26 protein-coding genes are annotated in these 26,022 nt (G+C 60.2%); 10 read left to right on the top strand and 16 right to left on the bottom strand.

What is annotated here, in order from left to right; genetic code table 11:
- Positions 1–136: 136 nt before the first annotated feature.
- Genes ACTG4J_RS06555 through flhA form a run of 5 tightly spaced genes read right to left on the bottom strand, consistent with a single transcriptional unit; the run spans position 137 to position 5,720 of the window.
- A complete protein-coding gene (locus ACTG4J_RS06555) occupies positions 137–511 on the bottom strand; it encodes a hypothetical protein (protein ID WP_439138094.1) in 375 nt (124 codons plus the stop codon).
- A 59-nt stretch (positions 512–570) separates the two neighbouring features.
- Positions 571–1,293 carry a sigma-70 family RNA polymerase sigma factor gene (locus tag ACTG4J_RS06550; protein WP_439138092.1) on the bottom strand — a complete coding sequence of 241 codons (723 nt, stop codon included), beginning with the start codon at positions 1,291–1,293 and terminating at the stop codon, positions 571–573.
- Positions 1,293–2,093, bottom strand: coding sequence for a P-loop NTPase (locus tag ACTG4J_RS06545; RefSeq protein ID WP_439138091.1), 801 nt, complete (start codon positions 2,091–2,093; stop codon positions 1,293–1,295). The genes ACTG4J_RS06550 and ACTG4J_RS06545 overlap by 1 nt, the downstream gene beginning before the upstream one ends.
- A 35-nt stretch (positions 2,094–2,128) precedes the next feature.
- Positions 2,129–3,589, bottom strand: a complete 1,461-nt coding sequence (locus ACTG4J_RS06540) for a hypothetical protein (RefSeq protein ID WP_439138089.1) — start codon at positions 3,587–3,589, stop codon at positions 2,129–2,131.
- Between the two features lies 1 nt (position 3,590).
- Positions 3,591–5,720 carry a flagellar biosynthesis protein FlhA gene (flhA, locus tag ACTG4J_RS06535; protein ID WP_439138087.1) on the bottom strand — a complete coding sequence of 710 codons (2,130 nt, stop codon included), beginning with the start codon at positions 5,718–5,720 and terminating at the stop codon, positions 3,591–3,593.
- A 300-nt stretch (positions 5,721–6,020) separates the two neighbouring features.
- Here flhA and ACTG4J_RS06530 point away from each other — a divergent pair, with 300 nt between their 5' ends.
- The 6 genes from ACTG4J_RS06530 to ACTG4J_RS06505 are packed head-to-tail and all read left to right on the top strand — an operon-like array spanning position 6,021 to position 9,551.
- Positions 6,021–6,536, top strand: coding sequence for an LPP20 family lipoprotein (locus tag ACTG4J_RS06530; protein WP_439138084.1), 516 nt, complete (start codon positions 6,021–6,023; stop codon positions 6,534–6,536).
- Positions 6,537–6,546: 10 nt separating this feature from the next.
- Entirely contained in the window at positions 6,547–7,677 is a 1,131-nt protein-coding gene (locus ACTG4J_RS06525; RefSeq protein ID WP_439138083.1) for a flagellar assembly protein T N-terminal domain-containing protein, read from the top strand.
- Positions 7,674–8,393 (top strand): flagellar basal body P-ring formation chaperone FlgA, encoded by a 720-nt coding sequence (gene flgA / locus ACTG4J_RS06520; RefSeq protein ID WP_439138081.1) that lies wholly within the window; start codon positions 7,674–7,676, stop codon positions 8,391–8,393. The genes ACTG4J_RS06525 and flgA overlap by 4 nt, the downstream gene beginning before the upstream one ends.
- 35 nt (positions 8,394–8,428) lie before the next feature.
- Complete coding sequence (gene flgM, locus ACTG4J_RS06515) at positions 8,429–8,725, top strand: flagellar biosynthesis anti-sigma factor FlgM (RefSeq protein WP_439138079.1); 297 nt, start codon at positions 8,429–8,431, stop codon at positions 8,723–8,725.
- Complete coding sequence (locus ACTG4J_RS06510; RefSeq protein WP_439138078.1) at positions 8,718–9,038, top strand: hypothetical protein; 321 nt, start codon at positions 8,718–8,720, stop codon at positions 9,036–9,038. The genes flgM and ACTG4J_RS06510 overlap by 8 nt, the downstream gene beginning before the upstream one ends.
- Before the next feature lie 30 nt (positions 9,039–9,068).
- The gene (locus ACTG4J_RS06505; RefSeq protein ID WP_439138077.1) at positions 9,069–9,551 is read left to right on the top strand and encodes a hypothetical protein; all 483 of its coding nucleotides are present in this window, start codon (positions 9,069–9,071) and stop codon (positions 9,549–9,551) included.
- Here ACTG4J_RS06505 and ACTG4J_RS06500 read toward each other — a convergent pair.
- The 3 genes from ACTG4J_RS06500 to ACTG4J_RS06490 all read right to left on the bottom strand — a co-directional run bounded on the left by ACTG4J_RS06500 (position 9,537) and on the right by ACTG4J_RS06490 (position 11,194).
- Positions 9,537–10,181, bottom strand: coding sequence for a hypothetical protein (locus ACTG4J_RS06500; RefSeq protein WP_439138075.1), 645 nt, complete (start codon positions 10,179–10,181; stop codon positions 9,537–9,539). The two genes, ACTG4J_RS06505 and ACTG4J_RS06500, sit on opposite strands and share 15 nt — an antisense overlap.
- 14 nt (positions 10,182–10,195) lie before the next feature.
- Positions 10,196–10,585 carry a hypothetical protein gene (locus tag ACTG4J_RS06495; RefSeq protein ID WP_439138074.1) on the bottom strand — a complete coding sequence of 130 codons (390 nt, stop codon included), beginning with the start codon at positions 10,583–10,585 and terminating at the stop codon, positions 10,196–10,198.
- A gap of 126 nt (positions 10,586–10,711) precedes the next feature.
- A complete protein-coding gene (locus ACTG4J_RS06490; protein ID WP_439138072.1) occupies positions 10,712–11,194 on the bottom strand; it encodes a DUF1566 domain-containing protein in 483 nt (160 codons plus the stop codon).
- A 193-nt stretch (positions 11,195–11,387) separates the two neighbouring features.
- Here ACTG4J_RS06490 and ACTG4J_RS06485 point away from each other — a divergent pair, with 193 nt between their 5' ends.
- The 3 genes from ACTG4J_RS06485 (at position 11,388) to fliD (ending at position 15,118) form a co-directional block, all read left to right on the top strand.
- Positions 11,388–12,149, top strand: a complete 762-nt coding sequence (locus ACTG4J_RS06485) for a motility protein A (protein WP_439138070.1) — start codon at positions 11,388–11,390, stop codon at positions 12,147–12,149.
- Between the two features lie 32 nt (positions 12,150–12,181).
- On the top strand, positions 12,182–13,420 hold the full coding sequence (locus ACTG4J_RS06480; RefSeq protein ID WP_439138069.1) for a flagellar motor protein MotB: 1,239 nt from the start codon (positions 12,182–12,184) through the stop codon (positions 13,418–13,420).
- 72 nt (positions 13,421–13,492) lie between these two features.
- Complete coding sequence (gene fliD / locus ACTG4J_RS06475) at positions 13,493–15,118, top strand: flagellar filament capping protein FliD (RefSeq protein ID WP_439138067.1); 1,626 nt, start codon at positions 13,493–13,495, stop codon at positions 15,116–15,118.
- Positions 15,119–15,129: 11 nt separating this feature from the next.
- Here the strand turns inward: fliD and ACTG4J_RS06470 are convergent, their stop codons facing one another.
- The 6 genes from ACTG4J_RS06470 to dctP form a co-directional block, all read right to left on the bottom strand.
- Positions 15,130–16,278 carry a sigma-54 interaction domain-containing protein gene (locus tag ACTG4J_RS06470; protein WP_439138066.1) on the bottom strand — a complete coding sequence of 383 codons (1,149 nt, stop codon included), beginning with the start codon at positions 16,276–16,278 and terminating at the stop codon, positions 15,130–15,132.
- A gap of 700 nt (positions 16,279–16,978) precedes the next feature.
- The gene (locus ACTG4J_RS06465; protein ID WP_439138064.1) at positions 16,979–18,490 is read right to left on the bottom strand and encodes a malonate--CoA ligase; all 1,512 of its coding nucleotides are present in this window, start codon (positions 18,488–18,490) and stop codon (positions 16,979–16,981) included.
- A gap of 37 nt (positions 18,491–18,527) precedes the next feature.
- On the bottom strand, positions 18,528–19,760 hold the full coding sequence (locus ACTG4J_RS06460) for a malonyl-CoA decarboxylase (RefSeq protein ID WP_439138062.1): 1,233 nt from the start codon (positions 19,758–19,760) through the stop codon (positions 18,528–18,530).
- Positions 19,760–21,073, bottom strand: a complete 1,314-nt coding sequence (locus tag ACTG4J_RS06455; protein WP_439138061.1) for a TRAP transporter large permease — start codon at positions 21,071–21,073, stop codon at positions 19,760–19,762. Before ACTG4J_RS06455 ends, ACTG4J_RS06460 begins: the two co-directional genes overlap by 1 nt.
- Positions 21,073–21,621 (bottom strand): TRAP transporter small permease, encoded by a 549-nt coding sequence (locus ACTG4J_RS06450; RefSeq protein WP_439138059.1) that lies wholly within the window; start codon positions 21,619–21,621, stop codon positions 21,073–21,075. Before ACTG4J_RS06450 ends, ACTG4J_RS06455 begins: the two co-directional genes overlap by 1 nt.
- Positions 21,622–21,683: 62 nt before the next feature.
- On the bottom strand, positions 21,684–22,667 hold the full coding sequence (gene dctP, locus ACTG4J_RS06445) for a TRAP transporter substrate-binding protein DctP (RefSeq protein ID WP_439138057.1): 984 nt from the start codon (positions 22,665–22,667) through the stop codon (positions 21,684–21,686).
- Between the two features lie 145 nt (positions 22,668–22,812).
- On the opposite strand from dctP, the gene ACTG4J_RS06440 reads away from it, so the two are divergent.
- Positions 22,813–23,478, top strand: coding sequence for a GntR family transcriptional regulator (locus ACTG4J_RS06440; protein ID WP_439138056.1), 666 nt, complete (start codon positions 22,813–22,815; stop codon positions 23,476–23,478).
- 78 nt (positions 23,479–23,556) lie between these two features.
- On the opposite strand, the gene ACTG4J_RS06435 is transcribed toward ACTG4J_RS06440, so the two are convergent.
- Together ACTG4J_RS06435 and ACTG4J_RS06430 are read right to left on the bottom strand one after the other, a co-directional pair.
- Positions 23,557–24,789, bottom strand: coding sequence for an MFS transporter (locus tag ACTG4J_RS06435; protein WP_439138054.1), 1,233 nt, complete (start codon positions 24,787–24,789; stop codon positions 23,557–23,559).
- A gap of 225 nt (positions 24,790–25,014) precedes the next feature.
- On the bottom strand, positions 25,015–25,878 hold the full coding sequence (locus ACTG4J_RS06430; protein WP_439138053.1) for a substrate-binding domain-containing protein: 864 nt from the start codon (positions 25,876–25,878) through the stop codon (positions 25,015–25,017).
- Positions 25,879–26,022: the final 144 nt, after the last annotated feature.

Here is a 26,022-nt window from a genome sequence, read left to right as displayed (position 1 = left end):
CGATCATGATGCGCGCACAACAACAGTTCTCGGGCGCTGCTAGACTACTTCAGACGAACTCCGATATGCTGGAAAAGCTCACTCGCTGAGGGCTTGACCAATTGAAAGGATGGGGTGCCTTGCGGCGCCCCATTTCCTATTTGAGCGGGAAGTTCCACGACAGGTCCAAAACACCGACCCGCGATGGGTAGGGCACCAGGAAATCGCCATGGCCGTTGGTTTCGATCTCGGTTTCAAGCGCGATCACAAGGGCAACAGGGCGGGCCGGCTCGGGGCGCAAATTTGCGAGGAAAAGATCGAAGCTTGCGCGCGACACCGAGATTTCCGCCCGCATGATCGGGCGATTGCTGGGGATTTCCACATGCCCGATGGTCGCGCGTCCCATGATGTCGACCGGCACAAGCCTGACTTGGCAATTGCCGCGCGCGACATTGGTCAATTCGCAGTTTAGTTCAAGTTCGGCCCGCGCCTCGGACCCGATCAAGCGCAATTCGGCGCTTTGCAAGAACATCTGGAGGCAAGATAGCCGCTCACGCGATGCGCTGGGATCAAGCCCCATATTCGTGCCTTTCAGTCCTGTGTCTCGCCGGTCAACTCTGCCAAGCGCTGTCGCAAAGTGCCGATCGCGGCCTTTTTGATCTGCGATACGCGGCCGGTGGTGACATCGAGAATTTCGCCGATTTCGTAAACGTTCAACTCTTCGACATAATAGAGCTGGATCACCAGCGCCTCGCGCTCGGTAAGGCTTTCAAGGGCCTTGCGCAAGGCGGCGCGCAATTCGGTCTTGTTGATTTCCTCCTCAGGGTTGCCGGCACTGCTGAGAAACCAAACCGAGAATTCGTCATGGACCTCTTCGATGGTTTGCAGGGTATTGGCCTGAAAGGCTTGGCGCCAATGCTCGTATTCATTGACGCTCATGCCCAGCTCCTCGGCGATCTCGACCGAGCTGGGCAGGCGCTGGAGGCGTCGCTCCAGCGCAAGGGTGGCACGGTTGACCTTTTGGCGGTTCATGATCGTCGTGCGGCAAAGGTTCGACGCGCGGCGCAAATGGTCCGCGATCGCGCCCCTGATCTTGATCCCGGCATAGGCGGCGAAGGTGGCGCCTTCCTTGCGCTCGTATTTCTGCGCCGCATCCACAAGCCCGACATAACCAGCCTGGATCAGGTCTTCGACCTCGACGGCGCCACGCACGCGACCGTGGAAATAATAGGCGATCTTTCGCACCTGTTCCATCTGATCCGTGATCAGATCATGCGGCGCCGGGCGCTGTTCGGGATATTGGCCGCGTAGCATCAGGCGTCCTTCTCGGTTGTGTCGAGGAAGAAGCGGATGCCGCTTGGCTGGTTGACAGGCGCTTTCAACAGCTTTTGCACGATCGACTGAAACGCCTGGCCTTCGGGGCCGTTGGCATCGGCCGCGTTGGCCATCAAGGGACGGCGTGCCACGACCGAGCGGCGCAGCGATGTCGACATGGGCAGATGCCCTGTATAGGTCAGTTCGACATCGAGAAAGCGCAGCGCGATGGCAAGGAACTGGTCGAAGTGGCGGCGCGCTTCTTGGCCATCTCGGGCCATGTTCACCACCACGGAAAAACTGCGCACGCCATGTTCCAGATGCGCGGCTTTCAAGATCGTGTAGGCATCCATGAAGCTGGTCGGCTCGCCCACCACGACAAGCAAGACGCGATCGGCGGCGGCAACGAACGCGAGGGTCGCATCGCTCGCACCGGCGGGGGTGTCCACGATCAGGTAATCGGTCTCGTCGCTGATCGCCTCGACATTACGGATAAGTTGAAGGCGGTCGTTCTTCTTGAGGTCGAGCAGATCGATCGCCGCCGAACCGCCCGATAACAGCGTGACACCATGTGAGGTTGTCGTCAGTGCGCCTTGAACCGAGCCATCGGCAAGCAAGGCTTTGTCAATCTTGGGGCGTAGGTTCTCGCCCATCAAGATATGGGCATTGGCCGTGCCGAAATCTGCATCCAGCAGTGTCACCCGCGCTCCGAGCTGGCGCAGGACAAGGGCGACGTTGACGGCGATGCTGGTCTTGCCAACGCCCCCTTTGCCACTGGCGATTGCGATCGATTGTGCCATTTTGTCCCTTTCGCGCGCCCGGCGCCTTGAGCCTGTCAGGATTGGGTTGTGAGCAGGCCGGTCAGGAATTCGTTCATCATCTCGTGGGAGGCCGGCGCTATGGTCTCGGTCAAGGCGCGGGTGCCCGATAGCCATGCGATCTGCGCACCGGCCTCGGCGATCTGCGATGCCTCTTGCGGTGTCAGCTCGCATTCATCGAGCTTGGTCAGGGCAATTGACGGGTTGAAATCGCGGTATTTCCCAAGCTCGGTCTTGATCCGGCCAAGGCTGCTGCCAAGTGGCAGCGCGATGATGACCGACACCCCGTCATGACCGAAGGCGGCGCGCAGCGCATGCAGCATTGGCTGCATCGTCTCGGTTTCAATGTTGGTGTCGATGATATGGGTGCAATTCTCGGTTGGCCACTGGCCTGCGTCGAGTTGATCGCATTGCAGGTCGCGATGGGGCACTGACAGCATGCGCGCATAGATCGGCAGCGCAGTGTTGGCAAAGCGCGGCGTCTCGGACAAAGAGACAAGCTCGACCGTGCATGAGGGGTGGATTTCAACCGCTAGCGCCGCGATCTTGCCTGCAAGAATGGTTTTTCCCGCACCGCTTGGGCCCACGATCACCACCACGGTTGCCCGCAGGCTTGCCATCGGATCTGGCGCGATCAGTGTTTCCGACATGGAAGCGGCGAATTGCGTGGCGCGGGAGGGCGCGGCGGCTTCGGGCGCGAGGCGTTTGACGATTTCGGTTGAGAATCCGGCTTCCACGATCGGATCGTTTTTGCCGTGATCGCGGCGTGTTTGGGGTGCCAAGCTTGCCTCAAGACTGGCCAGTTTTGCGCCCAGCTCTTGCAATATGGGGCGGAGATCCGCCTCGCCCTGACCAAAGGGGGATGGGGAGAGGAGGGGTGCGCGCGTCGGCTCTGGTTGCGGTGGTTGGGGGGGGTGCGCTTCAAGATGGGGTGTCTGCGTCGGCGCGCGGCGCGAGATTTCGGGGTCGCTTATGGCCGGAGGTGTTGCTTGGGCTTGCGCCGAGATTGGCAGGATTTGCTGGCTCCATGTTGCGACAGTGTCCGACGCAGGGCTGCGCGTTCCGAAAACTTCGACGCTTTGCGCAGGGAGTTCCGGCTTTTCCCAATCTGCGGGCGCAAAGGGCATGGCTTCGCTCAGACGCGCACGGGCGGTTTGCATATCCACGATCTGCGCGCCATCCGTTTGGCCCGGCCCGGTTTCGCCTTCTTGCGATGTTTCGGGCGTCTTGCGGGCGGATTTGAAGAGCGGCGAGCTCGCATGGCTGGTCACGCCTTGCTCGAAAAGCGCGTCGGAAAAGCTGACGCTTGTCGTGCGCTTGCGCGGCGGCTGGATCTGTGTGGGTTCATTCGTGGCCAAGATCTCCACTTGGCCATCGCGGGCGTGCGTGGCCAGAATATAGGCGTTGTCGCCCAATTGGCGGATGACCTCATCCATCGCGAGTGCACTGTCGGGCGCCAGAACGGTTACAGTGGGCATATCAATTTACCTCTGCTTTTTCAGGCGTCTGGCCTGAGGGAAGGCTGTTGAGATCACCGATCGTCGCCACCACCTCGACGGTGCGGTTCTCGGGCAATTCGGTGAATCCGAGGATCACGACTTGTGGCACATGCGCGCGCACGAAATCAGCGAGATGCCGGCGGATTGCCGGGGCTACGACCAGGATGCTGGGGCGGTTTTCATTGACCAACCGCTCGCTGATTTCGTTGAGCGATTCCAGTAGCGTCTTGGCAAGGCCGCCATCGAGCACCAGACCCTCTTCCCCGCCTTGGCGCAACGTGCGCAACAAGAGCTGTTCGAAATCCGGCGATAGCGTCATCACAGGCATCGTCTGACCAAGCGATGCCAATTGCTGGATCAAAAGCGGCACAAGGCTTGGGCGCAGTGCCTCGGACATATCCGAGGGGTTTTTCACCCGCGCGGCAATGCCCGACAGACCCTCAAGGATCTTTCGCAAATCCGAGATCGGGATGCGTTCGACCAGCAACAGCCGCAACACCTCGGTCAGCATATGCAGGGGAACCAGTTTCGGCACGATGGATTGCACAAGCTGCGGATTGCGCTTGGCCAGATTGTCGAGCATCGCCTGCACATCATCTTGGCCGATCAGGTCGGCGGCGTGCTTGGTCAGCAATTGGCTCATATGGGTCGCGATGACCGAGATGGGTTCGATCACGACGTAATCATTCGCCTCGGCCTGGGTTTGCTGTGTTGGGCGGATCCAGATCGCTTCGACCCCGAAAGAGGGATCGCGCACTTTGATCCCGTCGAGATCGACGGTCGAGCCTTCGCCGGGCAGGGCGAGCTTGCGGTCGGGGTAGACCGTGTCCTCGCCCACGATCGTATGGCCGATGCGGATACGATACTGGTTGGGCGGAAGCGCAAGGTCGTCACGGATGCGCACGCTTGGTACGACAAAGCCCAAGGCCTTGGACACCTCGCGCCGGATCGAGGTGATGCGCGAGACCAGCGGCCCTGCTTGGTCCTCATCAACCAGCGAGATCAGCCCATAGCCAAGCTGCAACGAAACCGGCGAGTAATCGGTGACATCTTCAAGCGTGACGATATCGCCCGAAATCGGCGCAGTTTCTTCCTCGTCGCCATTTTCTTGGTCGATGCCCGCCGCCTCGGAGCGCATCGCGAAATAGGCCGCCGCCGCCGCGCAGACGGCGAACAACAAGAACAAGCCGTTGGGCATGCCCGGCACGAGGCCCAGTGCAGCCACCACCCCAGCGGTCGGGATCCATGCGCGCGACAGATGGATTTGGCGCGAGATGTGTTGCGCCATGTTATGCTTGGAGGACACGCGCGTCACGATGATCGCGGTCGCGATCGAGAGCAGCAATGACGGGATCTGTGCCACGAGGCCGTCGCCGATCGACAGCAGGATATAGGTCTGCGCCGCATCGCCCACGGCCATGTTGTGCTGCGCGATCCCAATGATCAGGCCGCCGATGATGTTGATCGCAAGGATCAAGATGCCTGCGATCGCGTCGCCCTTGACGAATTTCGAGGCACCGTCCATCGAGCCGTAGAAATCGGCCTCTTCCGCGATTTCGCTGCGCCGGGCCGTGGCTTCCTCCGGGGTGAGGATGCCCGCGTTCAGATCGGCGTCGATGGCCATCTGTTTGCCCGGCATGGCGTCCAGCGTGAAGCGCGCCGCCACTTCCGAGACGCGTCCGGCACCTTTGGTGATCACCACAAGGTTGATGATGGTCAAGATGATGAAGACGAAGATACCGACGGCGTAGTTGTTGCCGACCACGAATTCACCGAACGCCTTGATGACCTGTCCGGCCGCTTCGGGTCCGGTGTGCCCCTCGCTCAGAACGATCCGGGTCGAGGCCACGTTCAACGCCAACCGCAGCACCGTCGCAATCAACAGAAGGTTGGGAAAGGACGAGAAATCGAGCGGCCGATAGGTGTGCAATGTGACCATCAAGATCAAAAGCGACAGCAAGATATTCAGCACGAAGAACCCATCCAGCAAGAAAACCGGCAAGGGCAAGACCATCATCGCGATCAGCACCAGGATGCCGATGGGCAAGACGGAGCCACCGATCGCGTCGCGCGCACCTGCCGTGAAACGGGCGGTCGATGTCAGATCCATGACAGGGCCCCCGTGTCAAAATGCTGACTATAGGCCGCTCGGGCAAGGCCGAGACCGGTCAATCCCCCCGCTTTTCTTGGCTTTTGTCCTGTCAGCATGCGCGTCACATCTCGTTTGTTGCCGTCGTGGCCCGACTACCAAGCAAGATGCGTGCCAATAAGATTTCGCGCCGTGCTCAGCCTGGATGGCATGATCTGTGCAGCCACCGACAGTGAAACGCATCCGGGCACGATACCCGGCCCAACATCACCATCCTCGCGACAGGAGGCTCCGTTCGTGACTGACTTCTCTAGGCCATCCATGCCTCTCACGGTCATCCTCATGGCGACACTTGTGCTGTCGGCGTGTAACGTGACCAGCTTGGTCCCGGGGCCCGGCGCAACCTCGACCGTGCCGGTCCCGCCGCCTAGCGCGGCACTCACCACGCAAGAGCTTTCGCGTGTCGAACAGGTTCTGGACGCCGCCGATCAAGTAACCGTCGCCGTTCCGACCATTCGCGGCATGGGCTATGCGGTCGTATCAGCGCAGCCGGGCAACAACCTCAATCACCGCAGGCTCAACGCCATTCGCGTCGCGCGGATGGAGGCGATGCGCAACCTGACCGAACAGATCCATGGTGTGCGGATCGATGCCACGACGACCATCGCCGAGGCCGTTTTGCAAAACGACACCATGCGCACCACCGTGGTTGGCATGTTGCGTGCCGCCCGCACGGTTCACATCCAGCCAAAGGGCTCGGACACCTACGAGGTCTTGCTCGAAGTCGATCGCGACATGATCGAGCAGATGCTCAGGGTCGCCCGACGCGCGGCATGAGGCAAATCTGATGCGGTTTCCGCTCTTCTCCGGTCTATCTGCGCTCTCGATTGTCGTCGGGTTGGGCGTGTCGCCCGCTATCGCCGAGAATTTGACGGTCGAGGTGACGGGGCAGGCGGCGGAAAGCGGGCTTGGCCGGGCCACGACGCGGCTGCGCGCACTTGAGGCCGCCTTGATCGAGGCCGCGATCGAAGGTGGGGCTGATATCAACGGCTACGCCGCCGCCTCCAACGGCATCTTGGTGTCCGACCGCCTGATTTTGCGGCCCGCGTCGCGTATCCTTGATTACAGCATCGTGTCCGAAGGGGTGGAGAACGGCTTTTACCGCGTCCGGGTGCGCGCCATCGTGGGCGATCCGCCGGTTCCCGTGACCGATCACTGCGCGCGCCGGGCCCAGCTTGACATCATCTCGTACCCTTTGCGGCTGGGCGTCGACCCCATGACGCCCGCTTGGGTCGACGGCCTCGGCCCGCAGCTGCATGACAGCATCGATGCGGCGATCGCGTCGCGCCCCGGCGTCAGCCTTTCGCGGTCCGGTGCCGGGGGGGCTATGCCGGGCCGCAGCGCGCAGGTCGGTCTTGACATGGATTATGCCGCGCTCACCCTTGGGACAGCCCGCCCATCCACGCCAACGCCCGATGGCGGCTTGGGCTATCACGCCGATCTGCAGTTGCAGATGCAGGGACGAAATAGGCTTTTGCTGGTTCTCGAGTCGCGGCTTGTCGATACCGGCTCGAGCATCACGCGCGCGCAAAGTCGGCTCGAACATGCCATCCGGCTCGATGCCGGGCTGCCGATCCCGGCGCTGAACCGGCTTGCCTCACCCGATCGCAGTGAGATCGTGCAAAAACTCCTGACAGGCATCGACGAACACATCACGGCCATGATCGATGGCTATGCGTGTCGCCCGCTTGAGGGCGCGTTGCAGCTCTCAGGTGGCCGGTTGACGCTGCCCTTCGGGGCAAAAGACGGCCTCACCCGTCATCATCTGGCGTTTTCCGAGGGCCAGGACACGCCCTACATCATTTTCGAGATCGAAAACCTCGCGGATCATGCGGCTGTGTTGCGGCCGATCGACCAGAACCGGAACGCGCGCAGCTTGGCTGGAATGCGGGTGCGGTTCATGGAGTTGGCGAAATGATGCGGGCCATCTTGGCATCTATCCTTTTGCTCGCAGGTAGCGGCGCGGCAAGGGCCGAGTTGGGCGAGCCGTTCACCGGCGGCGAGATCGCGGTGCTCGTGCATCAAGCCCTCATGGCAAACGGCCAAGACGGTGCCCCCATCATCGCCGAGCAACGTCGCTATTACCCCTGTGAGGCGGAGTTGACCGTGATGCCCCGGCGCGAAGGGCGTTGGGATGCCGTGGATGTGGCCTGTCCGGGGGCGATCCCTTGGTCCATTGTTGTGCGGACCTCGGTCGGTGTACCTCCCGGCTTTCGCTTCGGCGGCGGCGATACCGCGGCCGAGATGACGGCCGTTGTGGTCTTGCGCCATTCGATCCGGCGCGACGAGGTGATCACTGCGGACAAGCTGGAACTGGTCGAGATACCGCGCGCACCCGCGCCGGGGGCCTTTTCCGAGATCGCGCCATTGATCGGGCGCAGGATGGGCCAGAACCTCGGAGCCGGCGTACCCATTCGAGAACGCCACCTCGAGATGGATTGGGCCGTGCGTGCAGACGATCCGATCGTGATCGAAACCGCAGCGGGCGGGCTGGTGATTTCCATGGGTGGGGTCGCGCTTGAGAACGGCCAAACCGGTGATTTCATTAGGGTTCGCAATCTGCGCTCGGGAAAAGTAGTGATCGGGATGGTGACGCAAGAAAAAAAAATCAACGTCGTGCCTAACATGAATTGAAATTGCGTCGTTTACCCTCTCGTCAGGAGGCTGTCATGATCGACTACATCAATAACTCGGCTCCGCCGAAAATCCCCGTTGGAGGGTCGCCAGGCGGCACTTCAGCATCGCAGGCAAAGCCCACCCAGGCCGCGCCCGCGCCCACAATGCCCGACGCTGAGGTCAGCGTTATCGGCGCCAAGGCAACTGTCGCAGAGCTTGCGAAAACGCCCCCGATTGATCTCGAGGCGGTTGGCAAGATCAAGGAAGCGATTTCGCGCGGTGCCTATCCCGTCGACCTCGACAAGATCGCGGAAAAGCTCATGGAAAGTTTCATCGAATCCCATGGCTGAGCCGACCGAGCATACGCAAGCGCGCCTTGATCGGCACGCGGTGCAAGACAAGCTTGATTTGCTGGATGCGATCTTGGCGGAGGTCCGTTCGAACGTCGGCGACCCTGCTGCGTTGGGCGTGATCGTGCAAAACCTTTCGACCTTGGTCGAGGAGGGATTGCCGGATCTTGCCGGAACGGACACGGAGCCGGATGCGAAAGCACAAATGCTACGGCTGCGCGCGCAGATCGCCGAATTGGAACAGCTTTTGCATACCCATCAGAGCATCCTTGCCGGGTTCTCGATCTATCTGAAGGAGTTGGTCGAAGGTTAAGGGTGCCTACCGCAAGGGAGTGCGCGACTTATGCCTGACCAAACCATATTTTTCCTATGGCTGCCCTTGGGCGGCCTTGTTGCTGTTGCGATTGCACTGGCGGCCCTGCTCATTGCATTTTCACGCCTACGCCGCGAATTGGCCCAACGTGATCATGCCGCCAAGAAGGCCGCGGCGCTTGGCGCGGCCAAGCCGATTACAGTGTCACAAACCCCAAGCCTGACGCGCGAGGACATCGTCGCCATCATGCAGTCCGAGATGGCCGCGTTTCAGGCAGCGTTGCGGGCCGATCTCGTCCAGATGCGTGCCGATATGCGCGGCTATGCCGGCGCCAGCGGCGCGGCCAAGCCGCAAGACGCGGGTGGCCGGGTGGATCAGGCCATCGATCTTGCCCGCGCGGGGCATGATGCGGCCTTCATCGCGCGCACCTGTGACCTTGATATGGCCGATGCGGCAGCACTTGTTCGGTTCAATGGTCCGGGTAGGGTTGCGGCAAGATCACCGCAGCACTGAGCCTTGGTCCCCGTCGCTTGCCCCCGCGGCCTCGGGGGGGGGGAGGGCGAAAGGCAGACCGGCAAAGGTCTCGCCCGCTTCGGTCTGTATGTCGATCAAATCTTCGGGCGCGATCTCGTCAGCGGCGTCATCACGCCCCTCCGCACAACGGTTTTCGCCCAGCGCATGGCAGATCGAGAACCAGATATAGGCCAACCGCAGATCGGGTTCGGCCATGAGTTCGGTGTAGACACGCGCCAGTTTGCGGGGGGCATCAAGTTGCCCCTCAGCGGCCTGCGCCATAAGGCGGTCAAGCACGCGCGCCACCACCTCTTCGCGCGCGTTGGGCGGCAGCGTGTCGAGCAGTTCCGCAACCATGTCTTGCGCGTAATCGCCATCCGACAGAAGGGCAAGCGCGCTCCAGTACAAGGCCTCCACATGGTTCTGTGGCCGCCCGCGGCCTTGGCGCAGCAGCACCGCTAGATTGAACTGCGCATCGGGAATATCGGCCTCGGCAAGTGGTTCGAACAAGGCGACCGCCCGGCGAAAATCGCGATCGCGCACGGCTTGGGTGGCTTCGTTGAACTGTGCATCCTCGTCGGGTGCTTGTGTCGAACCCGGACCGGCCGCCAAAACGAGCGCCAAGGCCATGGCGCCAAGCCTGATCATTTTCCTGCCATCATGACGAGTTGAAGATACAACACCCTGATGCGGAACTTGGAATTCGGCTGGCTCTCATACACGATGATCTTGGGCCTGTCGCTCGAGGCCTTGGCGAATTCGATCGCCATCGTGTCGGGCAGGTAAACACCCGCCTGTTCAAGGGTGGTTTTTGGATCCGTGGCGAATGATTGAGCGAAAGACTGGTCGATCCAGATCCGCGCCAAGGCCCGCCCAAGGATGTCGGGCAGGTATTTGCGCACTTCTTCGCGGTCGTGCAGATGGACATCATCCCTGACCAACCGCAGCGGATCAGTGATTTTCGTGTCCTTGCGCGCGAGCGCGACCTCGCCGCGCGGAACAACGACCAATGCCGTTGATGTGTTTCCCGCCATCTTCAGTCACCCTGCAATCTGCCGTTTCAGCGCGCGGTTCACCTGCTCTGAAACAACAACGGTTATATTCCACGTTTATATAGTGCCGACTCGTTAATTAATACCCTACGGCTGCTCCATCGCCGTTCAGTCACGCACCAAGCGCACCATCATGCGCTGTTCGGGGAAAAAACGACCGTATTGATCCCCGGTCATGAAGCTTACCGTCCAATAGTTCTTCGGTGACCAGAAATTCTGATCCCCGCTCCAATAGGGTTCTGCCATTGTATTGGGAAATAGTAGGGGATCAATCTTTGGCGGTGTGCATTCGGCGCAGACCAGGCTCTTTAGTTCGTCAAGGCCAGGAAGACGCCAACCTTCACCAAGTTGCGCATTCGCCTGTTCGATCACTTGCGCGATTTCTTCGTGGTTGAGCCGGATTGCCTCGCCCCAGCATGTTTCTTGTTCCGGGTCCCAGCGTTGGCCGACGCTACAACGCATCCACTCGATCCCAAGCGCGAGATCCTTTACAAAATGATCGCGCTCATAATACTGTGCCGAAGCGGATGCCGTTGCTATTTGCATAGCAATGGGTGCTGCCCATAGCAGGCGGATCGCGCGGCTTGTCATGGAATCGCCCTTCAGAAGATTGTTCGAGTGTTCCAGAACCGCCCAGATGGGTCAATCTGACCTTTCGACGGAATATGGCGGCGAGGAAAGAGTAAATCGACAAAAAAGCTGAACTCTCGCACGACTATTTCCCCGGATGGTACGGATCTTGAAGGGCGTTGATAGTCCAAAGCCGTTAACAAAGGTGGAATGAATGGAACTCGGTTCACTGATTGGCCTGATCGGCGCAATTGGCATGATCGTCGGCGCCATGCTTTCGGGTGGCGGCATCGGGCCTTTCATCGATGTGCCTTCGATCTTGATCGTTTTTGGTGGAACGTTCTTTGCCGCGATGTATACCGCGCCGCTTGGCACCTATCTTGGCAGCTTCGGAGCGATGGCCAAGGCTTTCTTGCCGCCGATCAAGAAGATGGATCAGCTGATCTCGCGCATGGTCGAACTTGCCGCCGTGGCGCGCAAGGACGGGATGATGGCGCTCGAAGGCCAGCAGGTTCCTGATAAATTCTTCGAAAAAGGTTTGCAAATGCTGGTGGACGGGGCCGATGAGAACAAGCTCGTCAGCCAGTTGACCCAAGAGATCAAGGCGATGAAATCTCGCCACGAGGCCAACCAGGGTTGCGTGAAAGCCTGGATCGATATCGCGCCTGCGATGGGGATGATCGGCACGCTGATCGGTCTTGTGCTTATGCTGGGCAACATGGCCGATCCCAAGGCCATCGGGCCCGCCATGGCCGTGGCCTTGTTGACGACGCTATATGGCGCGTTCATCGCCAATGTGCTGTTCATGCCGATGCTGACCAAGCTCGAGAATTTCACCGCATACGAGGTGCGCTATCGCGAGATGGTGATCATGGGGCTGCGCGGCATCGCACGCAGCGAAAGCCCGCGTAACATCCAAGACCAGATGGCGGCCAACCTTCCGCCCAAGATGCAAGCGGCGCTGGACGCGGCCTAAGGGCTGGCGGCGCAGGCGCGGGGATTTGACAGATGGCCGAAGCGATCGAGGCAAACGAAGAACCCGAAGAGGAGGAGTGCCCGAAATGCCCGCCTCCGGGTGCGCCGGCATGGATGGCGACATTCGCCGACATGGCGACGCTCTTGATGGCGTTCTTCGTGCTGATCTTGTCCTTCGCTGAATTCAACACCCCGAAATTCAAGCAAATTTCTGGCTCCTTGCAGAACGCTTTCGGCGTGCAGCGTGTCATTCCCGTGGTCGAACAGCCAATGGGCACGACGGTCATTTCGATGGAATTCAGCCCCTCGCCAAGCCCGTCGGTCACCAACGAGATGACGCAAGACACGACCGAGCTTGAACGCCCCGAGATCGAGATCAAGACCGATGAGGATGAGGCCCCCGAAGGTGGCGATCAAGGTGTCGACGGCACCACTGAGGGCTCGGGCGGTGAACAAGAAAGCGCGCCCGATGGGCAGTCGGGGGCGCAAGCCGACACGCTTGACGCCGCGCAACTGGCGCAAGCTCTCGACCAGGCGATCCAGTCCGGCGAGGTCTCGATCGAGATGGCGGGCGAGAATGTCGTGATCAATTTCCCTTCCGAAGACACCGCCCAAAAGGATTTGCCAAGTCTGATCGAGGAAACCCTTGCCGCGCTTGCCGAGGCGCGGCAAGCCAGTGGCAAGGCTGAAAGCGAAGTGCTTTTCGGCGGTCTCGAACAACAATTGGCCGAGCTTGCAGCCGCCGCCCGCCAGCCCGAGACCAGCCTTGGTCAGGCCGAGCTTGAACGTCTCGAACAGCAGCAGGCCGAAGCGCAGGAAAGCGCCGAGAAGGCCGCGATCGCCCGCGATCTGTTGACCGTCGCCTTGCGCCAAGAGCTGGGCGAGGGGTTGGTCGAAGTCGAGCAGCGCGAGGATAAGGTGCTGATCACCGTGGGTGCAGGGGGGGCTTTCCCCTCTGGCTCGGCCGATCTGACAGCGGCGGCCCTCGATATCATGAGCCGCATCGCCTTTACCGCGATGGGCGAGTCCAGCACCATCGTGGTGGCGGGTCATACCGACAATGTGCCGATCCGTGGCGGGGTGTTCCGCGACAATTGGGATCTGGCGGCTGCGCGCGCCGCAAGCGTCGTGCAGTCCATCGAGTCCACCGGTCTGGTGCAGCCGGGCCGAATGCAAGCCGTCAGCTATGGCGAAACCCAGCCCGTCGACAGCAACGACACCGACGCCGGTCGCGAACGCAATCGCCGGATCGAGATCTCGATCGAGTATTGAGCGGTCCACAGCGGTAAACCAGCGTCACGCCCTGTCGTTAAGGTAAGATGAACGTCGAAAGGAAAACGGCGGATGGCCGTAGATTATCTCAGCACGCTCAACAGCAAGGGTTCGGGGCTGAACATCACCCAGCTCGTTGACTCCCTGACCGCCGCCGAGGTCGAACCCAAGCGGGCCCAGATTTCGGGGCAGATGGAAAAGATCGAATTGTCGATCTCGGAAATGGGCAAGCTGCGCGCGGGCATGGAAAGCTTGCGCACCACCTTGGCCGTCGAGTCCGCCGGCGTTGCATTTGATGTGGCCTCTTCTTCGGCCGCCGTGTCGGTCGCGATTTCCGATCTGACCGCACTTGAAAACCGCACCGCATCGGTCGAGGTGACAGCGCTGGCGCAGGGGCAGGTTCTGGAATTCACCGGTTTTGCAAGCGCGGATGCAGCCCTTGGCGCTGGCAGCCTCACCTTGGATTTCGGCAGCTGGAATGGGGTGACCTTCACCGGTTCGGGCCGCGCGTCGGTGACGATCACCTTGACCAATGACGCACAGGGGCTTGACGATCTGGCGACCCAGCTTTCGGCCATTTCGGGTGTCACGGCCCAGGTCATCGCCAAGGGCAATGACAGCTATTCGCTTGCCGTCATGACAGATACGGGCGCCGAGAATGCGCTGAATATTACCGCCACGGCACCAGCCGACGAACTACTTGTGGGACTTAATACAACCAACCGCTCGAACGAGGTCGTCGCCGCAAGCGACGCAGCGCTCAGTGTCGATGGCATCGCGGTCACGCGCAGCTCCAACCAGATCGACGATCTTTTGCCGGGGCTTAGCCTGACACTGAACGCGACGACATCGGGCGCGGCCAAGGTTGTCGCGCTGGAAGATCCTGATTTGGCCGAGGCAGAACTGCGCGCCTTTGTCGAGGCGATCAATACGACCCAATCGCTCCTGCGAGAGGCCACGGCGCGCGGCATCAACGGCGCACAAAGCGGCCCGCTTGCCGCCGACCCAGCGGTGGCCGCCCTGTCGCGTAATCTGGCCGCGCTGACCACGACACCGCTTGAAGGGTTCGGCGATGCATCCGTCTTTCTTTCGAACCTTGGTGTGCGGACCGAGCGTGACGGCTCGCTATCCGTCGATAGTACGGAATTCCAAGCCGCGATGGCGCGCGATCCCATGCTTTACCGGGCTGTTTTTCAGTCCCTCAACACAAGTTCGTCGCAAGGCATTTCGGTGGCCGTCGCGGGCTATGGCGCGCCGCCTGCAGGGGCATTCACCTTCGAGCAGACATCCGACACTGCCGCGACATTGAACGGCGAGGCCATGATTGCGCGGACTGTCGATGGGGTGCGCGAATTCTACAAAATCACCGGCGATTTTGGCGGGGTCACCTTGCGGGTGACCGACCCCTCGCCAAGCACCGCGACCGTCTATTTCGGCGAAAGCTTGATCGAGCGTTTGCGCAATTTTGTGGATGACAGCCTTGCGGCAAGTGGCGACATCGCCCTGCGTACCACCCGGTTCGAGCAAGATGCCCGCGAGCAAGAAGATCTTCTGGATGATCTTTCCCTCAGCGAAAGCCGCATAAGCGAACGCTACATGGCAAGGTTCGGCGCGATGGAGGCCATCGTCACCCAGTTGAAAAGCACGGGCGATTACCTGACCTCGATGCTCGATGCATGGAACAATTCGCGCGACTAGCGCGCCCCATCTCAGCCCGCGTTGGGCCTTTCGATCATCAGTTTCTTCATCTTTTCGATCAAGGTCGTCCGGCGCAGCTTCAAGGCGTCGGCGGCATGGCTGACAAGACCGGATTTGGCGGTCAGCGCCGCCTCGATCAGCACGACCTCGACATCGCGCACGAAACCGCGCAGGTCGATTTCATCGTGATGCAGGAACCAGTTGCGGAAATCCTCGGGCGCCGGCGGCGATTTTTGCAACAGGTCTTCTGGCAGATCATCGGCCGCGTTCTCGAACATCGCGGCCGCTTCCCATAGCGCATCAAGCTCTGCCTTCGGGCTTGGCCCGGGCAGGCGCAGCCGCAACAGGTTTTCGGTGATATGTTGGCCTGAAACCTCGCGTCCGGCGAAAAGCACAAAGGCACGCTCAAGCACATTTCGCAATTCCCGCACATTGCCCGGCCACGCGTAAGCCTTGAGCGCCGCGATAGCCGAGGGCGCGAAATGCGGGGCTGCCGCCTCTGGCTGTCGGTCGAGATAGGTCAGGGTCATCGCGTCGAGCAGGGCAGGGATGTCGTCACTCCGCTCCGACAAGGGCGGTACTTCGATCGGAAAGGCGGCCAGTCGATAGTAAAGATCGGCGCGAAACCGGCCGTCCTCGACCATGTTCTCGACATTCTTGTGGGTGGCGCAAATCAACCGCAGGTCAAGCTTGATCTCATGCGCGCCGCCAATGCGTTGGATGCAATGGTTTTCCAGCGTCCGCAGCAATTTTGATTGCAGCGCAAGCGGCATGTCGCCCACTTCGTCTAGGAAAAGCGTGCCGCCATTCGACATCTCGAACCGGCCCGCGCGCGCCCGATCCGCGCCGGTAAAGGCGCCCTTTTCATAGCCGAACAATTCGGATTCCAGAAGCTCCGCGGGAATGGCGGCGCAATTGATCGCGACGAATGGGCCAGTGCGCATGCTTTGACGATGGATATCCTGCGCGACGATGTCTTTGCCAACGCCGGTTTCCCCGGTCAATATCACGGGCGCAAGTGATGGCGCCACGATGGTGACGAGCTTTTTGAGCTCCACCATGCTGATCGAAGTCCCGATGATCAGACTGGTCGTTCTGTCCGCATCAGGATTGGACGAACGTTTCTTGTCAACATGGGAAGACAATGCCGTGTCTTTCACAACGTATTCCAATATAATTCTGCCCCGTTGCCCCTGTTATTTGCAATTTCCATGAAATCACCGCCATTGCGAAAGCAAATGAAATGGATTGCCACAGCGGTACTTGCCCTGAACGTTAACATAGCAGCAACGTGTGGGCACTGCGAATTACAGAGCACAAATTGTGTGAGTAAAAGTGATAAATATCAGAAATTTACCTTGATCTTTTAATCTAACGATAAATTGAAACTTAAGTTGCATTAATTCAAGATAAAGGTGTGTGAGCGCTCTATTTGGAGCATTGTCTCTCTTGTATCTAAAAAAAAAGAGCGCCCGGATCATCTGGAGGATGTTGGGCAGGAGTGCGTGGTGCCATGCCCCAGACAAGCGCGAAACAAGGCCTTCTCGGCGAGCAAAGAAATGAACTGACCGACAAATTCTGCAGGATGAGGTGCCTGTTGTTCGGTTTGGTCACCGGTGGCCGATCATCTTGATTGGAAAATCCGAATTTGTTGCCGCTTTCATCCAGTGGGATTATCCCGTCCCGATACGTATCTCTGGTGCGGCCGCGCATCACCTTCGTGAGCAACCCCACAGGCCAAATCGGTCGTCAGCGTTTGGCGAAATCAACCAGCATCATGTGTGGTCCGCTTTTACTGACGATCGCAAGCGAGGAATGCGGCCATGTTCCGAGAGGGCGAGCAAACGCGCCGGACATCGTTCACTGGAAGTGCTTGGAAAACGCGGCCCGCAATTCGGCTTTCTGGACTTTTCCCATCCGATTTCGCGGGAGTTTTTCCATCATTACCAGTGCTTTGGGCTGCTTGAAACGTGCAAGGCTCGTCCGCAAGGCTGTGTCGATTGCCGCTGGGTCGGGGGATTGACCCGGGCGCGGCACCAAGATGCCCAAGACCGCTTCGCCGAAATCGGGATGCGGGACGCCAACCACGGCACTTTCCAGCACGCCGGGTTGTTCATCGAGTATCAACTCGACCTCCTTTGGGTAGACATTGTAGCCGCCCGAAATGATCAGATCCTTTTGTCGTCCCACGATCGATAAGTAGCCATCTTCGTCATAGCGCCCCAGATCGCCCGTGATGAAAAAGCCGTTCTCGCGTAATTCTTCGCGGGTTTTCTCGGGCATGTTCCAGTACCCTTTGAATACGTTCGGGCCACGCACTTCGATCATGCCGATCGCGCCTTGCGGGAGGTGTGCGCCAGTGGCGGGATCGGTCACGAAGACTTCGACGCCTTGGAGGGGGCGACCGACGGTACCTGGTTTGCGCGCGGTCTCGTAGGGGTTGGAGGTGTTCATATTTGTTTCGGTCATGCCATAGCGCTCCAAGATCGCGTGACCCGTGCGCGCGGCAAAGGCTGCATGCGTCTCGGCCAGAAGCGGGGCGGAGCCGGACACGAACAGCCTCATGTGTGCCGTCGCTTGTTCGCTAAAGCCTTCTTCGTCCAAGAGCCGTGTGTAGAAGGTCGGAACACCCATCATCACTGTCGCTTGGGGCAGAAAATGTAACACCTGCGTCGTATCGAAACCGGGCAGAAAGATCATCGTTGCGCCGCTGATCAAGCAAACATGGCTGGCCACGAACAGCCCATGGGTGTGAAAGATCGGCAAGGCATGCAGCAAAATGTCATCCGCAGAGAAACGCCATTCTTCTGCGAGGGCAAACGCGTTGGACAAAAGATTGTGCTGCGTCAGCATCGCCCCCTTCGAGCGCCCTGTCGTCCCCGAAGTGTAGAGGATCGCGGCCAGAGCATCGCCAGCGCAGGCCGTCACGGGGGCGGTATCGGGCTGGTTATTTGCCTGATCGGCCAGACTTCCCCGGCCGGCGCCGTCCAGTGTCAGCATCGTCGCGCCGAATTGTGCAGCGATCGTTGCCAGTTTCGGCGCCTGTTGCGGGTCGCAAATGAACACCGCCGGTGTGGCATCACCCAAGAAATACGCGATCTCGGCCGCGGTATAGGATGTGTTGAGCGGCAAAAAGACCGTCCCCGTCATCACCGCCGCACAGTATAGCGCCAACGCTTCGGGTGATTTATGCACCTGCACAGCGATGCGATCGCCCGGTGCGACCCCGCATGTGCGCAGCGTATGCGCGTATCGGGCAGCCATCGCCAAGAATGCGCGCCCGGTTATCTCTTGCCCGTCTTGGGTCAGCAAGAAACATGAATCGCGCTGTTCAAGTGGCTGAAAGAGCGCATCGAAAAGCGGGTTGGCCATCATTCGGTTCCTATCTTCGGCATCGCCTCATCCGAGCCTAATGCACCAGATTGCGCACGTCGCGCGCTGCAACAATTTCGTGCGCCGTGGCATAGGTTTCGTGATTGTCCTCGACCCGTGCCGGATCATAGCGGTAATTCACCATCGCCCCATGGCTCTGCGCCATACCCCTTGGCGAAAGGTCGGCGTCGGCATGGATGGCATGAACCTCGGCCCCGTTATCGAGGTGAAACCGCGCGACCGGATCGCGCGGTTGTCCATCTGGCGCCTTAGCCTGAAGAAGGTATCGCGCCGCCAAGGCGCGCAGCTGTGCTTGGGGATCTTTTGCCGCGATCTGCTCGGTCTGTTCGGAGATCCAGCGCGCGAGGCCCGGTATGGGCAAAAGCGTCACGAAGGTCGAAAGCTGCGGCAACTCGGCGTTCAGCACCTCAAGTACCTGCTTGATCAGCGAGTTGCCGAAGGAAATGCCGCGCAGCCCCGCTTGGCAATTCGAGATGGAGTAAAACACGGCCGTATCGGCCTGTGCGGGCGCAAGCGATATGCGGTCTTCGGCCAAGATCGGGCCGATGGCGCTGGGAATGCCGCGGGTCAGCGCGACTTGGACGAAGATCAGCGGATCATCGGGCAAGGCTGGATGGAAAAAGGCGAAACACCGTCGGTCAGTGGGCGCAACACGGCGGCGCAGATCATCCCAGCTTTGGATCTCATGGACCGCCTCATAGGCGATCAGCCGTTCCAACAGCGCCGCCGGGCTGTCCCAGTCGATGCGTCGCAACACCAAGAAGCCGCGATTGAACCAGCTTGCGAAAAGATGTCCGAAATCCAGATCGACCCGGGCCAGATCGGGTTCTTGCCGGGCGGCATCCAATAGCGCGACGCGCATTGCAACAAGATCAACCGTGCCGCCCACGGCTTGGTTGAGGCGCCTCAGTAATTCCTGCCTTGGCGGCTCTGCAGCGCGCAAAAGTTGGTGCAACTCTTCCGCACCACGCGTGGCTTGGTAGCTTTGCGTCGCCGATTGCAATGCCTCAGGATCAAGATCGAGATCATCAGCCAGATATCGAAAGAAAGCCCGCCGTTCGGCATCATCGGCCACGCGCCAACGCGCCAAGGCGGCGCCTGCCAGCTTCATCCCCGACACCTCGCCGCGCCCCGACATCAAGGCGCGGCACAAGTCGGGCAGGGGGTCTTTGCCGGCTGTCCGAAACGGCGCTGCCCGTCGTTCGAACAAGGTCGATAAAAGATCGCCTAGCGCCCAGCTGCGTCCCATTACACCGGTCCCATCACCAAATCAGGAAGCCATGTCGCGATGCCCGGAAAGAAGCACAAGATCACGATGGCCAGCACCATGCAGCCAACATAAGGCAATGATCCGACGAGGATCTTCTTGAGCGGAATGTCGGGCGCGATGGAGTTGATGACATAAAGGTTCAACCCTACCGGCGGCGAGATCAGCCCGATCTCCATGTTGATCGTCAAGATCACCGCGAACCAGTAAGGGTCGAAATCGGCGGCCAGAATGATCGGCATCAAGATTGGGGCGGCCATCAAGATGACGGCCACGGGTGGCAAGAAGAAGCCTGCGATCAACAAGAAGATATTGACCACGCCCAACAACACCCAGCGGTTCACATCCAGCGCCGAGATCCATTCCGCGATGGATTGGGTGATGTAGAGCGAGGACAGCATGTAGCTGAACACACCCGCTGCGCCGATGATGAACAAGATCATCACCGACTCGCGCGTGCTGTCACGCAAGATGCCCCAGAGTTTGATGGGCGACCAAAGCCGGTAGATGATCATCGCGATCAGCAAGCACAGCAGCGCTCCCACCGCCGCCGTTTCCGACGGCGTGGCGATCCCGCCATACATCGCGTAAAGCACCCCCACGATGATGATCATGAACGGGATGACGCGGGGCAAGATTTCAAGGCGTTCGCGCAGCGAGTAGCTGCGCGTCGAGAATACGGCGGCATCGCCATAGCGCCATGTGTGAAAAACCGACCACACCATGAAAAGGCCCACCAACAAAAGCCCCGGCATGACGCCTGCCAAGAACAGTCGCCCGATCGAAGTTTCCGTGGCGATCCCGTAGACGATCATCGTGACCGAAGGCGGGATCAAGATACCCAGCGTGCCACCCGCCGCGATGGAACCCGAGGCGACCTCGTCGGAATAGCCGCGCTTGCGCATCTCGGGGATGCCCATCTTGCCGATGGCCGCGCATGTGGCCGGGCTGGAGCCCGACATCGCCGAGAACAGCGCGCAGGCCCCGAGGTTCGACATCACAAGGCCCCCCGGCACGCGCGTAAGCCAGCGTTCCAGCGCCTCGTAAAGATCGGCCCCCGCCCGCGTTGATGCGATGGCAGCACCCATGATGATGAACATCGGAATGGCCAGCAGGGCGAAAGAATTCAGCTTGCCGAAAAAGATCTCCGGCATCAGTTCCAGTGACCTTGCCCCGTCGAAGATCAGCAAAAAGCCCCCCGCGACGATCAAAAGCCCGACCGCGACCGAAACGCCTGAAAACAGGACCAAGACGGTGATAAGCGCAACCAATAGGCCAAGCGAGAGCGGATCCATCATTTATCCTCCATACCGAAGGGACGTTCGATCCCGAAAGCGATCGCATAGAGATCGGCACAAAGCTGCAACAGGTAGAGGCCAAAACCGATCGGCAGCGCGAGATAGGGGATCCACAAGCGCACACCCCACACCGTCTCGGATCGCCAGCCGCGCTTCCACGCGAAATGCCACATTTCATAGGCGTAAAAGGCCATCAACCCGATGATGACGATGGATGCGCCAATGACCAAAAAGGCAAGCGCGCGGCGCATCCACCCCTTCGTCCAGATCGGCAAGAGATCGACATTCACATGTCCGCGCATCAGCTGCACATATGGCAGCCCCAGCAATGTCGCGCCCACAACCAAATAGATCACCGCCTCTGTCTGCCAGATCGTCGAAACGCCCAAGACGAACCGCACGAAGATCATCTGGCAGGTGATGAACACCGCGCTCAGGATCATCGCGGCCGCAGTCCAGCCGCACAGCAGCGACAGCCCCGCCACGGCACGCAAGAAGATATTGTTGCCCGTGCGCGCGGCACCGGCTGTGGGGAGGGTTGCCATCGATCGTTCTCCGGCCCGCAAGTTGGAAGATGGGGGCGGCACCATCGCGCCGCCCCGATAGATCACTCGACCGACAGCGCCAAATCCAGAAGCGCTTGCCCGTTCGGTGCATCCGCGAGGAAGGCCGGGTAGGAGCTCTCACGCGCCAGTGCCAACCAGGCGTTGAAATCATCCGCTGTCATTTCGGCGATCTGGACGCCTGCATCGCGGAAGACTTGCGCCGATTCCGCATCCGCCAGTTTGGCCTGCTCCAGATACCACCCCTCGGCATTGGCGGCTGCCGCCATCAGCGCGTCTTGCTGCGCTTGGGTCAGCCCGTCGAAGGTGGATTTGTTCATCATCACCGGCTGATACATGAACCAAAGCGCATACTCGCCCGCAGGCGTGTAGCAAGCCACCTGTTCCTGAAGCCGGAACGAGGCAAAGGATGACGACGATGTGTTGACCGCCTGAAGCACGCCGGTCTGCATCGCGTTGTAGATTTCGGACGACGCCATCGAGGTGATCGACGCACCGGCTGCGGCAAGCATCTGTTCGAAGGCGCGACCGGCCGCACGCGTCGTCAACCCGTTCATATGCTCGGGCCGGGTGATGCAATCGCCGGTCGATGCAAAGCCGCCCGCCAGGTAGCCATGCACCAAAACCTTGATGTCATCTTCGGCCATCAGGGCCTCGATCTCTTGCATGAAGGCGCTCTCGTTCAGGCGCGCGGCATGGTCATGATTTTTCACCAGGCCCGGCATCAGGGTCAGGTTGTATTCGGGACGCTGGCCACCGGAATACGACAGGGGATAGACGATCATGTCCACCTGACCGCGCGAGAGCGGATTGTATTGCTCGCGCGCGCGAAACAGCGATTCCGACGGGTAGATCGTGATTGACAGATCCACACCCGCAGCGGCCACCTCATTGGCCAACATTTCGGCGACCTGGTGGCGCACATCGCCCGTCGACCATTGATGCGAAAGGCGTAATTCGGTTGCATTGGCACCTACGGCCATCAGCAAACCCATCGCCGTCGCGGCGATACCGGCTTTGAAATTCATGAAATCCCCCCTTGGATCATATGTATGCGCGACAACCTCCGTTTTGTCGCAGTGTCCAAGAGCTAGCATGAGCGTGTGCGATGTCAAACGTTTCGTATACAAAATGGCCATTGCTGGTATGCGGATGATGGGCTAGTGAAGGCGCATGTCCGAACGCATTGCAGATCATCTCCGCGAACTGTTGGAACAGGCGATCCTCACCGGCGAATTCGCGAATGGTGAGCGGCTTGACGAGGCACGGCTTTGCGAACGCTATGCCGTGTCACGCACACCCATCCGCGAAACATTTCAGAGGCTTGCAGGGTCAGGTCTGATCGAATTGGTGCCCCATCGCGGTGCATTCGTGCGCTACCCTGCCTTTGACGAAGTCGTCGAGATGTTCGAGGTAATGGCAGAGCTTGAGGCCTTTTGCGGCCGCCTTGCGGCGCGGCGGGTGACCGATGCGCTCTTGGCGCAGATCGATCAAACGGTGGCCGCATGCGAGGTTTCGGCGGCCGAAGGCGACGCCGATTCTTATTATCGTGAGAACGAGCGCTTTCATCATCTCATCTATGAAGCGAGCGGAAACGGCTTTCTTGCGGCCGAAGCTGCGCGGTTGCACCGCCGCTTGCAGCCGTTCCGTCGGATGCAGCTGCGTTTGCGTGGACGCTTGCGCCAATCGTTGGATGAACATCGCCGCATCGCCGAAGCCCTGCGCAATGGCAATAGCGATGTCGCAGCAGCAACGCTCAGTGCCCATGTGTCGGTGCAGGGTGAACGTTTCAACGATTTGATGGCAAGCTATCGCAGTTCTGTGCAGCGGCGCGCTTGACCCGCGATCGGCGTGGCATCGCCAAGATGCTTTCCTCCCGCCACCCTGCGCCATCCAGCATCGATTGGGCGGTCAGCGTCACGCCGGCGGTGCGCCGCTGCGCATCATCGGCACGCGCGCGGCGCCAAGGCGCGGGTGCAGCCGTCCCGCCACTGCAAAAGCGCACAGCAAACCCGCCCCGGTTGCCATGAAAATACCGGGCAGCGGTGCAACCAGCAGCACAAGCCACGCGCACCCCGGCGTCAAGATGCCCGAGACATCGCGGAAGCTGGAATAGACGGCGCTCATCTCGGTCCGCTCGGAGGGTTTGACTGCCATCAGGAAGGGCAAACCTCCCACGACATCGAGCAGCACAAGAAAGATCGACGCCCCCATGCAGGCCGCCACCGTCAGCCAGGGCAGGGGCGACACGAACGCCGCCACCATAAACAGCGCCCCGCAAACACCAAAAGCCAGCCGCACGGATCGGCGGACCGATGTCCGTTTTGCATGTCGCAGCATCAGCGGCGAGATGAACAAAAGCGCGTTCGAAATCGACAGCGCGATGCCGCCCACCTTGTCGCCCAGACCCGCTTCGATACAGAAGATCGGCAGGTAGACGACATAAACCCACCAGCCGCAGGACCGCATCACCGCGAACATCCACCCTGCGATCAGCCGCGGCTGGCGGAAGAAGCGGGTCAGATAGGCCAGAGGGTTCAGTGCCGGCCCCTTTGCCCGCCTGATCTGCTTACCGTTCCCCAGCCGCAGCACCCAGAAGGTAATCAGAAGCCCTATCGCGAAAACACCCGCCAGCAAGAACGGCGCGGGCGCCCACCAATCGTGCAGCCAGACCCCCGCCATCGGCCCGATGGCCCAAGGACCCGCCGCATAAACCATCTGGGTGGACTGGCTTTTACCCAGTTCGGCGCGGTCGATATAGTCAAGGATATAGGCGTTGAAGCACACGAAAGTCGTCGCCGTCGCCATCGCAAGGCACATCAGCGCAAATGGCACTGTCGCTGGTGTGCCGATAACCGCCAGTGCCATCCCCACAAGATACAACACGCATCCCGCCGAATAGGCCCAACGCCGCGGGAGATGCCGTGTCGCCCAAGGCACCATCAGCCCCCAAGCCAGCGCCACGATCCCAGCCACGAAATAGGCCGAAGATGTCGCCTCGGCGCTGCCAAGCGCGTCATAGACGACCAGCGGCATGGCCGAGATCAGCGTGCCGCGTATACTGGCCTCGATCCCGGCAAGCATCGCGAAATGCCGGACCTTGGGGGCGGGGCTGTGATGGAGTGCGAGGGGAATGTAACGCGTGGCCATGGGTTCGCTGCAATTTCATGCATCAAGAACCCGAACGCATCCCGGGTCTGGTCCGCCCGCGACAGATTCATGTCGCGATTATTCACGTTCTCGGATTATATTTAACTATCTGTTTTAAATAGCTTTAAACAAGGAATGGCGTGGTCTGTACGTGGCGCATTTGTCATGTATCGGGGTGACGCGACTGAGTTTGTGGCAATTCCCGGCCAAACGCCACAGCGCCCCCTAGCCGTTCCAGATCACATCGCCCAGCTGCGCGATATCATACCCGCCGAGATGGGTGGCGCGTTTTGCGAAGGCTTCGGATTTCGCGAAATCCAACAGGCTTTGCATGGGCGGCTCGAAATACGCGCGCCGGGTCATGACCAGATCGAAACTTTCATCCGTGATCAGCGGCAGAAAACCCAGTTGCCCGGCCGCCGATTGCAACCCAAGGCCGCATTGCGCCTCGCCCGTTTCGATCAGCGCCGCAAGATCGGCGTGGGTTTCCGCACCCCTTTCGGTCGTGGTTAGAGCGGCGCGCGACACGCCTTCGCGCGCCAGCAGGACATCAAGCAGCCGCTGTGATCCCGCCCCTTCGGCCCGCACAGCAAAGCGCAAGCCACGCGTCACGGCATCGCCGAGCCCGGTGACGCCAAGCGGATTGCCCTTGGCGACAAAAATGCCCTGTGTCCTTCGCGCCCAATGGATCATCACATGCCGTGATCCAGGTAGATGCGCACGCGCCGCCGCAAGGTTCCAACGCCCCGTTTCCGGGTCGATCAGGTGAAGCCCGGCCAGCACCGCGCGCCCCGCAACAAGTTCCTCAAGCCCTTGCGTCGATCCGCGCGCCAGCACTGCCAAACCGCTGCCGGATTGCCGTAGCGCCCACTCCAACAACGGATCATTCGATCCGGCATAGATCGGTGGCGCAGGAGCGATGCCCGCATCCGGCAGTTCGGTTTGCGCCTCTAGCCATGCATCGATGAGCCGCCTTGGAAACAAAAGTTTCCCAGTGGCGCGGGTAAAGGGAATGGTCTGGCGCGCGACCATCTCGTAGATCGTGCGCTCGCGTAGCCGCAGATAGGCGGCGATCTCGGCCGTCGTCATCAGCGACGCTGAGGTCTCGGGGTGTTCAAGGGGCGCATCCGCGACTTGATTGTGCATCTTGATGCATATCCATGCATTTATTCCATTGTTGCAGAATATTACAGTTTTGCTCTAATTTCCAGCAGCTTCTGGGGGGATTGCATT

Source organism: Roseicyclus sp. (genome assembly GCF_965662675.1).
GTDB lineage: Bacteria > Pseudomonadota > Alphaproteobacteria > Rhodobacterales > Rhodobacteraceae > Roseicyclus.
Note: the sequence above shows the minus strand (reverse complement) of the source record. Positions and strands in the feature narration are given on the sequence as shown.

What these genes read in the sequence shown, in the direction of transcription:
- ACTG4J_RS06555 (WP_439138094.1), bottom strand. Translation starts at nt 511, where the DNA reads ATGTTCTTGCAAAGCGCCGAATTGCGCTTGATCGGGTCCGAGGCGCGG.
- ACTG4J_RS06550 (WP_439138092.1), bottom strand. Translation starts at nt 1,293, where the DNA reads ATGCTACGCGGCCAATATCCCGAACAGCGCCCGGCGCCGCATGATCTG.
- ACTG4J_RS06545 (WP_439138091.1), bottom strand. Translation starts at nt 2,093, where the DNA reads ATGGCACAATCGATCGCAATCGCCAGTGGCAAAGGGGGCGTTGGCAAG.
- ACTG4J_RS06540 (WP_439138089.1), bottom strand. Translation starts at nt 3,589, where the DNA reads ATGCCCACTGTAACCGTTCTGGCGCCCGACAGTGCACTCGCGATGGAT.
- flhA (WP_439138087.1), bottom strand. Translation starts at nt 5,720, where the DNA reads ATGGATCTGACATCGACCGCCCGTTTCACGGCAGGTGCGCGCGACGCG.
- ACTG4J_RS06530 (WP_439138084.1), top strand. Translation starts at nt 6,021, where the DNA reads ATGCCTCTCACGGTCATCCTCATGGCGACACTTGTGCTGTCGGCGTGT.
- ACTG4J_RS06525 (WP_439138083.1), top strand. Translation starts at nt 6,547, where the DNA reads ATGCGGTTTCCGCTCTTCTCCGGTCTATCTGCGCTCTCGATTGTCGTC.
- flgA (WP_439138081.1), top strand. Translation starts at nt 7,674, where the DNA reads ATGATGCGGGCCATCTTGGCATCTATCCTTTTGCTCGCAGGTAGCGGC.
- flgM (WP_439138079.1), top strand. Translation starts at nt 8,429, where the DNA reads ATGATCGACTACATCAATAACTCGGCTCCGCCGAAAATCCCCGTTGGA.
- ACTG4J_RS06510 (WP_439138078.1), top strand. Translation starts at nt 8,718, where the DNA reads ATGGCTGAGCCGACCGAGCATACGCAAGCGCGCCTTGATCGGCACGCG.
- ACTG4J_RS06505 (WP_439138077.1), top strand. Translation starts at nt 9,069, where the DNA reads ATGCCTGACCAAACCATATTTTTCCTATGGCTGCCCTTGGGCGGCCTT.
- ACTG4J_RS06500 (WP_439138075.1), bottom strand. Translation starts at nt 10,181, where the DNA reads ATGGCCTTGGCGCTCGTTTTGGCGGCCGGTCCGGGTTCGACACAAGCA.
- ACTG4J_RS06495 (WP_439138074.1), bottom strand. Translation starts at nt 10,585, where the DNA reads ATGGCGGGAAACACATCAACGGCATTGGTCGTTGTTCCGCGCGGCGAG.
- ACTG4J_RS06490 (WP_439138072.1), bottom strand. Translation starts at nt 11,194, where the DNA reads ATGACAAGCCGCGCGATCCGCCTGCTATGGGCAGCACCCATTGCTATG.
- ACTG4J_RS06485 (WP_439138070.1), top strand. Translation starts at nt 11,388, where the DNA reads ATGGAACTCGGTTCACTGATTGGCCTGATCGGCGCAATTGGCATGATC.
- ACTG4J_RS06480 (WP_439138069.1), top strand. Translation starts at nt 12,182, where the DNA reads ATGGCCGAAGCGATCGAGGCAAACGAAGAACCCGAAGAGGAGGAGTGC.
- fliD (WP_439138067.1), top strand. Translation starts at nt 13,493, where the DNA reads ATGGCCGTAGATTATCTCAGCACGCTCAACAGCAAGGGTTCGGGGCTG.
- ACTG4J_RS06465 (WP_439138064.1), bottom strand. Translation starts at nt 18,490, where the DNA reads ATGGCCAACCCGCTTTTCGATGCGCTCTTTCAGCCACTTGAACAGCGC.
- ACTG4J_RS06460 (WP_439138062.1), bottom strand. Translation starts at nt 19,760, where the DNA reads ATGGGACGCAGCTGGGCGCTAGGCGATCTTTTATCGACCTTGTTCGAA.
- ACTG4J_RS06455 (WP_439138061.1), bottom strand. Translation starts at nt 21,073, where the DNA reads ATGGATCCGCTCTCGCTTGGCCTATTGGTTGCGCTTATCACCGTCTTG.
- ACTG4J_RS06450 (WP_439138059.1), bottom strand. Translation starts at nt 21,621, where the DNA reads ATGGCAACCCTCCCCACAGCCGGTGCCGCGCGCACGGGCAACAATATC.
- dctP (WP_439138057.1), bottom strand. Translation starts at nt 22,667, where the DNA reads ATGAATTTCAAAGCCGGTATCGCCGCGACGGCGATGGGTTTGCTGATG.
- ACTG4J_RS06440 (WP_439138056.1), top strand. Translation starts at nt 22,813, where the DNA reads ATGTCCGAACGCATTGCAGATCATCTCCGCGAACTGTTGGAACAGGCG.
- ACTG4J_RS06435 (WP_439138054.1), bottom strand. Translation starts at nt 24,789, where the DNA reads ATGGCCACGCGTTACATTCCCCTCGCACTCCATCACAGCCCCGCCCCC.
- ACTG4J_RS06430 (WP_439138053.1), bottom strand. Translation starts at nt 25,878, where the DNA reads ATGACGACGGCCGAGATCGCCGCCTATCTGCGGCTACGCGAGCGCACG.